This window comes from Inquilinus sp. 2KB_23 (genome assembly GCF_052115705.1).
GTDB lineage: Bacteria > Pseudomonadota > Alphaproteobacteria > DSM-16000 > Inquilinaceae > Inquilinus > Inquilinus ginsengisoli_A.
Map to the genome: position 1 here is coordinate 25,028 of NZ_JBFRHF010000012.1, position 12,621 is coordinate 37,648.

12 protein-coding genes are annotated in these 12,621 nt (G+C 70.0%); 1 reads left to right on the plus strand and 11 read right to left on the minus strand.

Features of this window, described 5'->3' with window-relative positions; genetic code table 11:
* Positions 1-19 precede the first annotated feature (19 nt).
* Entirely contained in the window at positions 20-409 is a 390-nt protein-coding gene (locus AB4112_RS16815) for a hypothetical protein (protein ID WP_441721207.1), read from the plus strand.
* Here the strand turns inward: AB4112_RS16815 and pdxR are convergent.
* From pdxR to AB4112_RS16870, 11 genes are all read right to left on the minus strand, one after another.
* A complete protein-coding gene (pdxR, locus tag AB4112_RS16820; RefSeq protein WP_441721210.1) occupies positions 406-1,878 on the minus strand; it encodes a MocR-like pyridoxine biosynthesis transcription factor PdxR in 1,473 nt (490 codons plus the stop codon). The two genes, AB4112_RS16815 and pdxR, sit on opposite strands and share 4 nt — an antisense overlap.
* Positions 1,875-2,171, minus strand: coding sequence for a type II toxin-antitoxin system RelE/ParE family toxin (locus AB4112_RS16825; RefSeq protein WP_309791919.1), 297 nt, complete (start codon positions 2,169-2,171; stop codon positions 1,875-1,877). Before AB4112_RS16825 ends, pdxR begins: the two co-directional genes overlap by 4 nt.
* On the minus strand, positions 2,168-2,425 hold the full coding sequence (locus tag AB4112_RS16830; RefSeq protein WP_441721213.1) for a type II toxin-antitoxin system ParD family antitoxin: 258 nt from the start codon (positions 2,423-2,425) through the stop codon (positions 2,168-2,170). Before AB4112_RS16830 ends, AB4112_RS16825 begins: the two co-directional genes overlap by 4 nt.
* A gap of 76 nt (positions 2,426-2,501) precedes the next feature.
* A complete protein-coding gene (locus AB4112_RS16835; protein ID WP_309791917.1) occupies positions 2,502-2,939 on the minus strand; it encodes a TIGR01244 family sulfur transferase in 438 nt (145 codons plus the stop codon).
* A 186-nt stretch (positions 2,940-3,125) separates the two neighbouring features.
* A complete protein-coding gene (locus AB4112_RS16840) occupies positions 3,126-4,004 on the minus strand; it encodes a DMT family transporter (RefSeq protein WP_309791916.1) in 879 nt (292 codons plus the stop codon).
* Positions 4,001-5,797, minus strand: a complete 1,797-nt coding sequence (locus tag AB4112_RS16845; protein ID WP_441721216.1) for an ABC-F family ATP-binding cassette domain-containing protein — start codon at positions 5,795-5,797, stop codon at positions 4,001-4,003. Before AB4112_RS16845 ends, AB4112_RS16840 begins: the two co-directional genes overlap by 4 nt.
* A gap of 158 nt (positions 5,798-5,955) precedes the next feature.
* On the minus strand, positions 5,956-6,453 hold the full coding sequence (tsaA, locus tag AB4112_RS16850; protein WP_309791914.1) for a tRNA (N6-threonylcarbamoyladenosine(37)-N6)-methyltransferase TrmO: 498 nt from the start codon (positions 6,451-6,453) through the stop codon (positions 5,956-5,958).
* Positions 6,454-6,584: 131 nt separating this feature from the next.
* Positions 6,585-8,405, minus strand: a complete 1,821-nt coding sequence (locus tag AB4112_RS16855; RefSeq protein WP_441721220.1) for an autotransporter outer membrane beta-barrel domain-containing protein — start codon at positions 8,403-8,405, stop codon at positions 6,585-6,587.
* Between the two features lie 328 nt (positions 8,406-8,733).
* A complete protein-coding gene (locus AB4112_RS16860; RefSeq protein WP_309791912.1) occupies positions 8,734-9,462 on the minus strand; it encodes a TerB family tellurite resistance protein in 729 nt (242 codons plus the stop codon).
* A gap of 102 nt (positions 9,463-9,564) precedes the next feature.
* On the minus strand, positions 9,565-10,521 hold the full coding sequence (locus tag AB4112_RS16865; protein ID WP_309791911.1) for a M48 family metallopeptidase: 957 nt from the start codon (positions 10,519-10,521) through the stop codon (positions 9,565-9,567).
* Positions 10,522-10,531: 10 nt separating this feature from the next.
* Positions 10,532-12,610 (minus strand): adenylate/guanylate cyclase domain-containing protein, encoded by a 2,079-nt coding sequence (locus AB4112_RS16870; RefSeq protein WP_441721224.1) that lies wholly within the window; start codon positions 12,608-12,610, stop codon positions 10,532-10,534.
* Positions 12,611-12,621: the final 11 nt, after the last annotated feature.

Genomic DNA, 12,621 nt, shown 5'->3' on the forward strand with positions numbered 1-12,621 from the left:
GTGACACCCAGGAGATGACATGACCACGATCACTTTTACCAAGACCGCAGCGCCGGAATGGCTGCTGGCGATGTGGCGGGAGATCGACGACAAGACCTTCGGCCGGGGCTTCGACTGTTTTGCGGAGAATGCGGTGTGCAACCTCGGCGTCGCCGACTGGCAAGGCCGCGAAGCGATCCGTCGGAACCTGCGCGACTTCATCGACAAGGGCTTCACCGCCCATCATGACGTTGTCGAATATTGGGACAGCCCGCTGCTCAAGATCTTCCACGGCAAGGTCACGATGAGCTTCGATGACCCGAAGCTGGAGACCGTACGGCCGACGATGACCCATTTCTTTTACATGGACGAGGCGAACCCCGCCAAAGTCCGCCGATGGGTCGGATCAGTCGGTCCCACCGGCTTCTAGCGGAACCCCCGCAGCACCGCGCCCAGGGTCCGGGCGGCCTCGTCCAGCGCCTGGGGGGAGAAGCCGGTGAAGCCGAGGATCAGCGCCGAGCGCGGCGGCGCCGCAATGTGCATCGGCGACAGCGGCCGCACCACCACGCCGCGCCGCCGCGCCGCCTCGGCCACCGCGCAATCGTCCAGCCCCGGCCGCAGGTCGGCGACCAGATACATGCCGCGGTCGATCGGGGCGACCGTCAGGTGGCCGCCCGCCTCGGCCTGCAGCGCCGCGATCAGCCGTTCCCGCCGCTCGCCATATTCCTGGCGCATGCGGCGGATGTGGCGGGTGAAGTGGCCTTCGTTGATGAAGTCGACCAGCACGTCGTCGAGCACCGAGGACGGGAAGCGGTCGGCGGCGTTGCGCACCGCGGCGAAACCGTCGACCAGCTGCGGCGGCAGCACCACGTAGCCGATGCGCAGGCCCGGGAACAGCACCTTGCTGAGGGTGCCGAGATAGACCACGCGGTCATGCCGGTCCAACCCCTGCAGCGCCGAGAGCGGCCGGCCGGAGAAGCGGAACTCGCTGTCGTAATCGTCCTCGATCACCCAGCGCCCGTCGCGCGCCCAGTCGAGCAGCTGCAGCCGCCGCGCCAGGCTCATGGCCACGCCGAGCGGATAGTGGTGCGTCGGGGTGCAGTAGACCAGCCGGGCGTCCGGCCGCAGCGCCAGGCCGGCGGCGACGTCCAGCCCCTGGTCGTCGACCGGCACCGGCAGAATGTCGAGCCGATGCTGCCGCATCGCCGCCAGGGCGGCGGGGTAGCAGGGATCCTCGATCCAGGCGGGGTCGCCGGCCCGGGCCAGGACGCGCAGGATCAGGTCGAGCCCCTGCTGGCTGCCCGAGACCAGGGCGATGCGATCGGCGTCGCACACCACCGAGCGCGCCACCCGGAGATATTCGGCAATGGCTTCGCGCAGCGGCCGATCGCCGAGCGGGTCGCCATAGGTGCGCTGGCGGATGCCGATGCCGCGCAGGTGGCGCTGCACCAGCCGGCCCCAGGCGCGTTCGGTCACCGCATGCATGCCGCAGAAGCCGGTGGCGAAGGGCAGCGTCTCCGCCCGCCACGCCGCGGGCGCCGGCCGGTCCCGGCCCGGAGGCTCGGCCACGGCCGCGCCCGGCCGCTCGTCCCGGGCTTCGATCTCGGAAGCGACATAGGTGCCGGCGCCGACCCGGCCGGCGACCACGCCTTCGGCCTGCAGCTGGTCATAGGCGGCGACCACGGTGGTGCGCGACACGCCCAGCCGGTCGGCCAGGATCCGCGTCGCCGGCAGCCGGGTGCCGGCCGGCACCACCCGGCGCGCGATCAGGTCGCGCAGCGCCAGGTGGAGTTGCTGGAACAGCGGGCGGCGGTCGTCCGGGTCGAGCCCGAGATCGATCAGGTCGACCCAGGAGACCGGGCGGTCCCGCACCGCCGCGCCGGGAGGGCGGCCGGTCACGACGGGAACAGGATCGGGGCGAAGTCGACGGCCCCATGCAGGATATGCAGCACCGTCACGGTGTCGGCCTCGAGCCGATAGAAGATCAGATAGTTGCCGTATACGCGCCAGCGAACCCCCCGACCCTCATACCGCGGCACGAGGGGAAAGGCCCGGGGAATGTCGGCCAGCCCCAGGCACAGGCCCCGCAACTCGCGGATAAAGCTGAGGGCGCGGACGGGGTTGTCCTTGGCGATGTGGTCGCCGATTGCCTCGAGATCGGCCTCGGCCGTAGCCGAGACGACGACGATCATGACGATCGCTTCGCCAGCCCCCTGTACTTGTCCTCAAGCCGGTCGAAGACATCGGCCGCGGGCTTGATCCGCCCCGCCTCGGCATCGGCCAGCCCGCGGGCCAGCGACGCATCCAGGACCGACAGGCGGGCCTCGCGCTCCTGCAGCAGCCGGACGCCTTCGCGCAGCACTTCGCTTTTGGAGTTGTAGCGGCCGGATTCGACCAGCTTCGCCACGACGCTTTCGAGCTGTGCTCCCAGATCGGCACTGATCATCGGCAATCCCTCCCGGGCGAACCGTCCAGCGAATTCATAATAGTTATCAAATTCGCTGGACTGCCGCCATCAGGACTTATTCGTCTTCGCGCAGCCGCACCACCAGACCCGGCAGGGAGGGGATCTGGAAGCCCTTGGCCCCGGCATCGGCCACCAGGGTGGCTGTGTCGGCGCGGCCGGCCCGCACTTCGCCGGCGGCCCACAGCAGGGTCGATCGGGTGCCGGTGCGGCAATGCATCACCACCGGCTTCGGCGCGGTCGCCAGGGCCTGCTGCATCGCCTCGACATCGCCCAGGGCGATCGAGGACGCGGTGACCGGGATATGGATGTAGGTCAGGCCCAGCCGCTCGGCCTCGGCCTGCGCTTCGGCGGCCGACAGCTGCCCCGGCTCCTCGCCGTCCGGGCGGTTGTTGATCAGGGTCCGCGCGCCGGAGGCGGCGATCTCCGCGATCGCGGCACGGTCGACCTGCGCCGCCGCGAAAAGGTCCGGAGCGATCTCCGTCAGCTTGCTCATCAAGGTCCTCTCAGGATCATACAAAGTTCAACACAGACACCGGCACGAACCCCCTGCTTCCGATCTTGTCATTGTGCGGCTTCACCCGGCAATCCGGGGGCCACGGAGAGCCGCCATGGCCGCCCCCACGGTCGAGCCGTGGCATGACATAGCGGGAAATCGAGCAGAAGACACCACCGCTGCCTGTCACGTGACCTGCGCCTGGGCTTCGACCACCTTGGGCCGGCGCAGGATGATGATGCCGACACCGATCAGCGTGGCAATGCCGCCGAGCAGGAGGTTCCAGCTCGCCGGTTCCTCCAGGAAGACCACGCCCGACAGCACCCCGAACACCGGCACCAGCAGGGTATAGGGCATGGTCTGGTTGACGGAATAGGTCCGCAGCAGCCGGTACCACACCGCATAGGACAGGATGACGACGACCACCGCCTGGAACGCCACCGCGATCCAGGCCCGGGTGCTGGCCTGGGTCACCGCCTGCCACTGGCCGTCCTCGACCAGCAGCGACACGCCGAGCAGCATCGGCGCCGCGAACAGCGACATCCAGCCGTTGATGGTGGAGGGGTCGAGGTCGACCATCCGCTTCATCTGGATGTTGGCGCCGGCCCAGACCACAGCCGCCAGCATGATCAGCCCGATCGCCCACAGCGCCGAGCTTTGCCGTGGCTCGCCGGCCAGGATGCCCACGCCGCCAATCGCGATCGCCATGCCCAGCGCCCGGCGCCAGCCGATCCGGTCCTTGAAGAAGATCATGGCCAGCAGGGCCGAGGCCGGCACCTGGACCTGGATGACGATCGCCCCGACCGCGGCGTCGACATGCTTCAGCCCGGTGAACATCAGCGAGAAGTGGGTCAGGCCCAGCATCACCGCCAGGATCAGCACGTCGCGCCAGCGCCCGCGCGGCAGGCGCACGAAGGGCACCAGCAGCACCGCGACCACGCCGAAGCGCAGCGCCATGAACAGCAGCGGCGGCAGTTCCGCCAGGCCGTATTTGGCGATGACGAAGTTGTAGCCCCAGATCGCCATCACGCCGATGGTCAGCAGCAGGTCGACCGGCCGCATCATCCGCCGCCGAGCTCCTCCGCCAGCGATGCCAGCTCGAGCCAGCGCTCCTCCGCCGCTTCGCGCTCGGCCTCCGCGGCCGTCAGCCGGGCGCTCTTCCTGGCGAAGCCGTCGGGGTCGCGGGTGTAGAGGGCGGGGTCGTGCAGCGCGTCGCCGAGCTGCGCGATCTCCGCCGTCAGCGCCTCGATCCGGCCGGGCAGCAGGTCGAGCTCGCGCTGGTCCTTGAAGCTGAGCTTGGTGCGGGTTTTCGGCGCCGCCGGCCTGGCCGCCGCTGTCGATCGTGCGGCGGGCGCCGCGGCCTGGGCCGCCGGCCGCTGCCTGAGATAGTCGGTGTAGCCGCCGACATACTCCGTCACCCGCCCCTGGCCCTCGACCGCGATCACCGAGGTCACCAGACGGTCGAGGAAGTCGCGGTCGTGGCTGACCAGGATCAGCGTGCCCTGGAAGTCGGCCAGCACCTCCTCCAGCAGATCCAGCGTCTCCAGGTCCAGGTCGTTGGTCGGCTCGTCCAGGATCAAGAGGTTGCTGGGCCGGGCGAACAGCTTGGCCAGCAGCAACCGGCCGCGCTCGCCGCCCGACAGGCTCTTCACCGGGCTGTACATCCGCGAGGAATCGAACAGGAAGTCGGCGAGGTAGGAGGCGATGTGCCGCTTCTGGTCGCCGACCTGGACATGGTCGCCGCCATGCGGCAGCAGCACGTCGCGCAGCGTGGTCTCGGGGTCGAGCGCGACGCGGGTCTGGTCGTAATAGGCGGGCTCCACCCCCGGCCCCAGCCGCACCGTCCCGGAATCGGGCCGCTCGGCCCCGGTCAGCACCTTGACCAGGGACGACTTTCCGGCACCGTTCGGGCCGATCACGCCGATGCGGTCGCCCCGCGCCACCCGGGTGGAGAAGTCGCTGACGATGACGGTGTCGCCAAAGGCCTTGGACACATGCTCGGCCTCGATCACCCGGACAGCCCCCCGGCCGGCCTCGGCGATGCCCAGCGCGGCGACGCCCTGGCGGTCGATCTGGGACCGGCGTTCGGCCCGCATCGCATACAGGCTGCGCAGCCGGCCCTGGTTGCGCTTGCGCCGGGCGCTGATGCCCTGGCGCGACCAGGTGGTCTCGGACGCGATGCGCTTGTCCAGCCGTGCCCGCTCCGCCTCCTCCTGCGCCAGGATGGTCTCGCTCCACTCGTCGAACTGGGCGAAGGGCTTGTCCATCTGCCGCAGCACGCCGCGGTCGATCCACCAGCTGCGCTGGGCCAGGGCGTTCAGGAAGGTGCGGTCGTGGCTGATGATCAGCAGCGCGCCGCGCCAGGTCTTCAGCTCGTTCTCCAGCCACTCGATGGTCGGCAGGTCGAGATGGTTGGTCGGCTCGTCCAGCAGCAGCACGTCGGGTTCGCCGATCACGGCGCGGGCGATGGCGGCGCGGCGCCCCTCCCCGCCCGACAGCGAGCCGGTCGGCCGGTTGCCGTCCAGCTTGATCGCGGACAGCGCCGCCTCGACCCGCCAATGGTCATGGGCGCGGTCGGCCGGCAGGCCGGCGATGACATAGTCCTCGACCGTGGCGTGGCCGGACAGGTCGGGCTCCTGCGCCAGATAGGCGATGCGGATGCCCGGCTGGATGAAGCGTTCGCCGGCGTCGAGGTCGATGGTTCCGGCCAGGGCCTTGAGGATGGTCGATTTGCCGCTGCCGTTGCGGCCGACCAGGCACGCCTTGTCGCCGGCCGAAAGCGCCAGGTCGACGCCGGTCCAGAGGGGAGTGCCGCCGAAGGTGACGGCCGCGTTGCGAAGGGCAAGCAGGAGGGTCATGCGCGGGAGGGTCCGAAGGAAGGCCGCCCTTGTCGCAGCAATGGCCGGACTTGACCAGCCCCGGATTGGTCGCAGCCGGGCCGATCGGCTTGCCGCTCAGCCTGGTGTGACCACCCTCCCATGAAGGCGGCGCCGGGCAGGATGGTGGCGGAACAGGGTCACGGATCCCCCACATCTGAGTCACCGGGCGTCGGTGGCGCCAGCGGCGTGAACGCACAGCGGTCGGGCTTGAGGTCGATCAGCGGCGTGCCGTCGAGGCAGTCGAGCCCGCGCACCAGCAGGGTCGACCCCTCGATGCCGACCAGCGCCACCATCGAGGTGCCGATCGGGTTGGGCCGCACCGGCGACCGCAGCGAGAAGGTGCCGCGGGTGGCGCCGTCGCTCTTCGGGCTCTGCAGCACCAGGTCGCGGCGCGAGCGGTGCAGCCAGTACAGCACCTCCAGCCGCTCGAATTCCGCGATGCCGGCCAGCGCCTGGTCCCAGGGCTGGAACACCTCGATGCGGCAGGTCGGCCCGTCCAGCCGCCCCTGGCGCGGGCAATCCAAGCGTGAGGTCCAGGGGGTGTGGATGCGGCCGATATAGACCAGCCCGGCATCGACGGCCTCGGGCCATTCGACGGCCCGTTCGGCCGCCCGGAGTTCATCTTCGCGGACCATGGACGCCAGCGTCTCCAGCCTTCCCAACCGTCCCGTTATATAGGCCGATATACACCCGATCGGCGAGGGGTTTGACGCGGGACGAAAGGCATAGCCACCCCGGGGCAGGCCCCGAGGCGGCTGTCGGCGGCTTAGAAGCTGAAGCGCAACCCCCCGGTCGCAGCCTGGCTGCGGTAGTCGCCGGCGAAGCTGCCGTCATAGCGCAGGAACAGGTTCACCGCCTGCGCCTGGAGGCTGATACCGACGCCGATCCTGGCCTGGTCGCGCGGCGCGCGGGCGCCGTCCACCGTGAACGCCGCATCCGAGCCCTCGAACCGGCCGTCGAAGGACCGGTCGGTGTCGCCGACATCATGGCTCCAGGCCGCCCGCAGCGACAGGCCGAGCGGCGCGTCCAGCCCGATGTCGACGCGCTCAGCCAGCTCGGCGCCCAACTGGCCCTGGGCCGAGGTCACGGTGCGGCCGCCGATCTCGAGGTCGATGGCGCCGGCCCCGCTCTCGGTGATCTTGTCCTGGCCGATGACGATGGTCTGGAACGCCGCGAAGGGCGTGAGGTCGGTGCTGTCGCCCAGCGCCAGGCGGTAGCCGGCCTCGATGTTCGACAGGAACTGGTTCGAATCCGTGTCGGCGGCGGCGAAGCGGTCGATGCCCGGGAAGGAGATCGCCCGGCTCACCGCGCCCCAGCCATGGGCGTAGCCCAGCGCGCCGTCGACATACCAGGCAGCGGGGGAATAGCTGGCGTAGAGGCCGAGGGAGACGGTGGTGAGGTCGCCGTCGCCCGACAGCCCCCGGGTGTTGAAGCTGCTGGTCGACAGGGCCAGCGCCCCGCCGACGGCCAGGGCCTCGTCCAGGCGATGGTCGAAGCCGATGGCGACGCCGGCGGTGTCGAAGTCGACATCATGCGTGTCGGCCTGGCCCGATAGCCGGCCGAAATTGCCCAGGCCAGCGATCCAGGCGTTCGGCGTCCCGGTCCCGCCCGATCCCGTGGCCACCCCGCCGGCCGGCCCGGTTCCGCCGGTGCGGGACTGGCGCATCTGCTGCTGCAGCGTGTTCAGGAAGGCCTGGGCGCCGGCGATCTCGACCGACGGCAGGTCGGCATAGACCTCGCCGTCCAGCTGCTGCAGCGCCGACCGCAGCGGGTCCTGGTCGCCGATGTTCAGCAGGTCGAGGCTGTTGTAGACGTGATCCATGTCGCCGAAGAGCTGCGGCGGCGTGGCCCGGTCCAGGGCCTGGGCGACCGCGCCGGCATTGCCGCCGCCGGCGCGCGGCGCATAGGCCAGGGCCTTGGCGCCGATCAGCTGCTGGTTGGCATAGGCGTCGGCCGGCAGGAATTGCGGGTTGGCGCAGTTCGGGTCGTCGGAGCGCCCGATCAGCAGGGATTGCGCCGTGCCGCCGCCGCCCCAGGGGCCGCCGACCGGAATCGACGGCGGGTTGGCCGGGAAGTTGCCCAGGATCGGGGCGCCGGTCCCGGTCAGGATGCAGGTGCCGGCCGGCACCCGGACGATGGTGATGGAATCCGGCAGATACGGCAGGGCCAGCCGGTCCTTGATCTGTGCCGCCGTCAGCCCGCGCACCGTGTCGGAGCCGGCGATGAAGCCGCCGACCGCCCGGGTGGTGCCCTGGGTGTAGACGCGGACATACTGGGTGTCGGCGGTGGTCCGCACCACCGCCGCCTGGGCCGTGTTCACGAAGGATTCGGTCGGCGCGGTGCTGAAGATGTAGCTGTTGGCGTCGGCCCCGGTCCGGACGAAGGGCACCGTCGACCCGTCCCGGCGGAAGACCGGGCCGGTCACCACCACGCCCGGCGGCAGCGGCAGCATCTGCGCCAGTGCCGGAGCCGCATATCCCAGCGCCAGCAGGCCCGACAGGATCAGAACGCTGCGCCGTCCGGCACGTGGGGCCCGGGTCGGGCGCGAGGCGCCTCGCGCGCCTGAGAACAATGGGGTTCCGGTCAAATGCGCCTCCTGAGCCGACACGCCGGCGGCCCGCCCGACCGTCCCGACCATTCAGGCCGCCCAGGTCTTCAGGACCAACATGCTTTGATCAATTCTTCTTTGATAATCGATTTTTCTGCAGAGATGCAGGAAAAAAATCATAGCAATTTATGCTTAATTTCAGTATTTGAATAAATTAATTCTTCAGTTCGCCCGCCCCTCCCCCGTCATTGCGAGGAGGCGCAGCCGACGAAGCAATCCATGCCAGGCGGCGCCATGGATTGCTTCGCTGCGCTCGCAATGACGATGATGGGTGCGAAGAGCCCGCCCACACGGCCAGCCGGCGCGGTCAGGCCAGCTTGCGCTCGCGCCGGATGATGTCGTAGGCGGCGTTGATCCGCGCCATCTTGTCGGTGGCCACGCTGAGGAAGTCCGCCGGCACGCCGCGGGCAATCAGCCGGTCCGGATGGTGCTCGCGGATCAGCCGGCGATAGGCCGCCTTCAGGCTCTCGTCGTCGATCTGCGGCTCGACCCCCAGCACGCCGTAGGGATCGACGTCGCAGCCCGAGCATTCCTCGGCGCACAGCCGGTGGAAATCCGCCGCGGTCAGGCCGAACAACCGGGAGACGGCGCGCAGATACTCCAGCTCCGCCGGCTTCACGTCGCCATCGGCCTTGGCGATGTGGAACAGGCACTGCAGCAGTTCCTCCAGCACCTCCGGCCGGTCGTGGAACATGCCGGCCAGCTGCCGGGCATAGGGCTCGAACCCCGCGGAATCGCGGCGCGCCAGGTTGAACAGGCGCTCGACATTCGGCTCCTCGGCCTCGGGCACGCGGAAGACCTCGCGGAAGGCCGTGACCTCCTCCGCCGTCACCGTGCCGTCGGCCTTCGCCATCTTGGCGCCCAGCGCGATCACGCCGACCGTGAAGGCGATGTGCTGCGTCGCGTCGCCATCGGGCGCCGGCTGGCCGCGATACCAGTCGACGGCATGGCCGGCCACGGCCCCGATCAGGCCGCCGATCGGGCCGCCCATGGCGAGCCCCGCAGCCGCGCCGACGATCTTTCCCCAGACACTCATTCCACCGATCCGCTCGTCGAGACGCCGCCCTCGCCGCCATCATAGCAGCGTCGGGGGCCGGCGCAGAGAGGGCGCGGCGACGCGGGGGCCGGGGACCGCCGCTCAGCTCGCCTCGGCCGGGTTGCGCAGGTAGTAGCGCCGGGTCGGGAACACCGCCTTGATCTGCTCGAACTCCGCGCCCCCGCCGCCACCGCCGCCGGCCGGCTGCTTGGCGGCCGCCGCGTCCAGCAGCTCGATCCGCTCGCGCGTGTCGGGATGCGACGAGAACAGCGAGGTGGTCTTGTCCTCGCCCGGCGGCACCAGCGAATCCAGGGTCTTGAACACCGCCGAGGCCTGGCGCGGGTCGTAGCCGGTGGTGCGGAACACGGCCAGGATATAGGCGTCGGCCTGGCGCTCGTGGTCCCGGGAGTAGCCGGAGGTGATGAGATCCGTGATCGGGCCCTGGAGTTCATCCAGAGCCGCCTTGCTCAGGGGCTCGACCACCCCGCTCAGCGATCCGGCGCTGGCACTGATCTCGGTCTGGGCCACGCCCTTGCCGAACGAGAGAATCTTATCGAGCCGCCCCTTGTCGTCCAGCTCCTGGATCTGGTGGCTCAGTTCGGCATGCCCCATCTCATGCGAGATCACCGCCGCCAGCTCCGTCTCGGTGGCGACGTAGCGCAGCATGCCTTTGTTGATGCCGAGCTTGCCGCCCGGCAGCGACCAGGCGTTGGGGGTGTTGTCGTCCAGCACCGTGATCTCCCAGCGGAACTGGCGCTTGGAGGTCCGGAAGATGGGCTCGGCGAAGCGTCGCACCGCCGACTGGACCCGGGCGTTCGAATAGGACCCGCCGGACGCCGCGATCAGGCGCGGGTAGAGGCCGTCGCCCATGCCCAGTTCCTCGCCCGGCGAGATCTTCTTCGACGTGAACAGCTCATTGGCCGTGTTCATCGCCGAGAGGGGATCGTTGGCATAGTTCTGCAGGGTCTGGCAGCCGCTCAGGGCGAGCGCCGCGAGGCTGGTCCCGGCGCCGGCGAGAAAACCGCGCCGGCGCAGGATCGGATTCCATGAGTCGATCAATGATGCCCCCTCATTTCGTGGTCAGAATATAACTTCGATCCCAATCCGCCGGCGGCGGCGTCTCGGCATAGCCGGCGGCGCGGTCGCGGTAGAGCGCGGCGGCGGGATCCTTGTCCGCCAGCGCTGCGAAGAGGTCGGCCGCCTCGGCGAAGCGGCGGCGGTAGTAGAGGGCGAGCGCGGCGTGAAACCGTCGCACGCCATCGGCCCGCTCGGGGGCAACGTCCCCGGCCAGGCCGATCGCCTCATAGACCTTGACCGGCCGCGCCTTGCCCTTGACCACGAGGTGGTCCAGCCGGCGCATCAGGTAGCGGCGCGGCAGCTGGCGGTAGGTCGCCTCGCCGATCATCAGCTGGCTGCCGTAGAGCTTGTTGGCGCCCTCCAGCCGCGAGGCCAGGTTCACCGCATCGCCCAGCACCGTGTAGTTCAGGCGGGTCGGCGACCCGACATTGCCGACAACCGCGTCGCCGGAATTGATGCCGGCGCGCAGCCCGAGCGGCGGCAGCCCCTGCTCACGCATGAAGCTGTCATTGTAAGCGTCGAGCGCGGCGAAGGCGTCGAGCCCGGCGGCGACGGCGTGTTCGGCGGCATAGGGGTCGGGCAGCGGCGCGCCCCAGATCGCCATCACCGAATCGCCGATGAACTTGTCGACATAGCCGCCATGGCGTTCGACCGAATCCGCGACCCGGGCCAGCAGCCCGTTCACCACCGCGACCAGCCGCTCCGGCTCCTTCTCCAGCCGCTCGCCCAGGCTGGTGAAGCCGACGATGTCGTAGAAGGCGATGGTCACCGGCCGGGTTTCGCCGACCAGGGTCAGCCCGTCGGGGTTCTCGGCCAGCCGGTCGACCAGCGACGGCGCCAGATAGTGCCGGAAGGCGTTGACCACGCGCCGCCGGGTCCGGTCCTCGACCACGAAGCGGTAGACATAGATCGCGGTGAAGGTCAGCGCCCAGGCCAGCAGGATCGGCACCAGCGGCGGGACGATGCCGCTGCCCAGCGCGTGCAGCGACGCGAGCACGGCGACCAGCACGGCCGCGAGCAGCGCCAGCAGGCCCCGGCCTGGCGCCAGCAGGAACAGCAGCGCGCCGAGCACGGTCGACAGCATCCCCACCAGCACGGCCGCGGCGGCAGGGTGCAGCATCAGCGGCGCCCGGCCGAGGGCGAAGGTCGTCGCCGCGATGGCATGCACCAGCGTGCCGGCCATGGTCGTCCGCCCCCCGGCGCCGACGCCCGGGCTCAGGGCCGGGCCGCAGCGCGCCGCCGGCTCATGGTCCGACCGTTCCGCCAGCAGCCGGCGCGCGGTGATATGCCGGTCTTCCGTGTCGAGGATCAGACCGACGATGACGATGTGGCCGGCGAATTCGCGGCGGAAGAAGTCGATCTGCTGGCTCTTGGCACAGGCGGCGATATCGGCGAATTCATAGATCGGCAGCTCGCGCGGGGCGATGGTGAAGTCGATCACCGAATCGCCGGCGGGCACGGCATAGCCGGCCCGGGTCGCCAGCTCCGCCGCGAAGCTGCGCACTGTCCCGCCCTGCGTGAGCGGTTGCGTGTCCGGATAGGTCCGCACCACGTTGTCCGGATCGGTCACCAGGTTGATCGGACTCAGATTCTTATCGCCCTCACCGCCCTCCCCGCCGAGCGCGATGACCAGGCCCTGGTCGGGACCCACGATCTGGTCGCCGTAGGGCGCATAGCCCAGCACCACCTTGCCCGCCGGCCCGATGGCGCCCAGCACCTGCCGCAACCTGCGGTCGTATCGGGGCAGGAGGTCGGGGTGGTCCAGCGTGGTCGGGAAGATCTCGTCCATCCCGATCACTGCGACGCCGCCGGCGGCCAGCCCGGCCAGAACGTCGCCGAACTGGGGTGTCCACGCCACTTTGGGCCGGTCCTTGAGCGGCGCGGTGCGATAGGTCTCCTCGCGGACCGCCACCACCGCGACGGGCGGGTGAGCCGGCAGCGGCCGGTGGGTCAGGCCGAGGGGCTGGTCGATCCACAGCAGCGGATCGATCCCCAGGCGCTGAAGGAAATCGGCGTTGGGCAGCAGCATGCTGCTGCCCAGGACGGTGCCGATGCCAAGGGCCACGACCATGCGGCGGAACC

Coding starts and splice junctions, on each gene's coding strand:
- AB4112_RS16825 (WP_309791919.1), bottom strand. CDS start 2,171: ATGATCGTCGTCGTCTCGGCTACGGCCGAGGCCGATCTCGAGGCAATC.
- tsaA (WP_309791914.1), bottom strand. CDS start 6,453: ATGGTCCGCGAAGATGAACTCCGGGCGGCCGAACGGGCCGTCGAATGG.
- AB4112_RS16840 (WP_309791916.1), bottom strand. CDS start 4,004: ATGATGCGGCCGGTCGACCTGCTGCTGACCATCGGCGTGATGGCGATC.
- AB4112_RS16870 (WP_441721224.1), bottom strand. CDS start 12,610: ATGGTCGTGGCCCTTGGCATCGGCACCGTCCTGGGCAGCAGCATGCTG.
- AB4112_RS16815 (WP_441721207.1), top strand. CDS start 20: ATGACCACGATCACTTTTACCAAGACCGCAGCGCCGGAATGGCTGCTG.
- AB4112_RS16845 (WP_441721216.1), bottom strand. CDS start 5,797: ATGACCCTCCTGCTTGCCCTTCGCAACGCGGCCGTCACCTTCGGCGGC.
- AB4112_RS16860 (WP_309791912.1), bottom strand. CDS start 9,462: ATGAGTGTCTGGGGAAAGATCGTCGGCGCGGCTGCGGGGCTCGCCATG.
- AB4112_RS16830 (WP_441721213.1), bottom strand. CDS start 2,425: ATGATCAGTGCCGATCTGGGAGCACAGCTCGAAAGCGTCGTGGCGAAG.
- AB4112_RS16835 (WP_309791917.1), bottom strand. CDS start 2,939: ATGAGCAAGCTGACGGAGATCGCTCCGGACCTTTTCGCGGCGGCGCAG.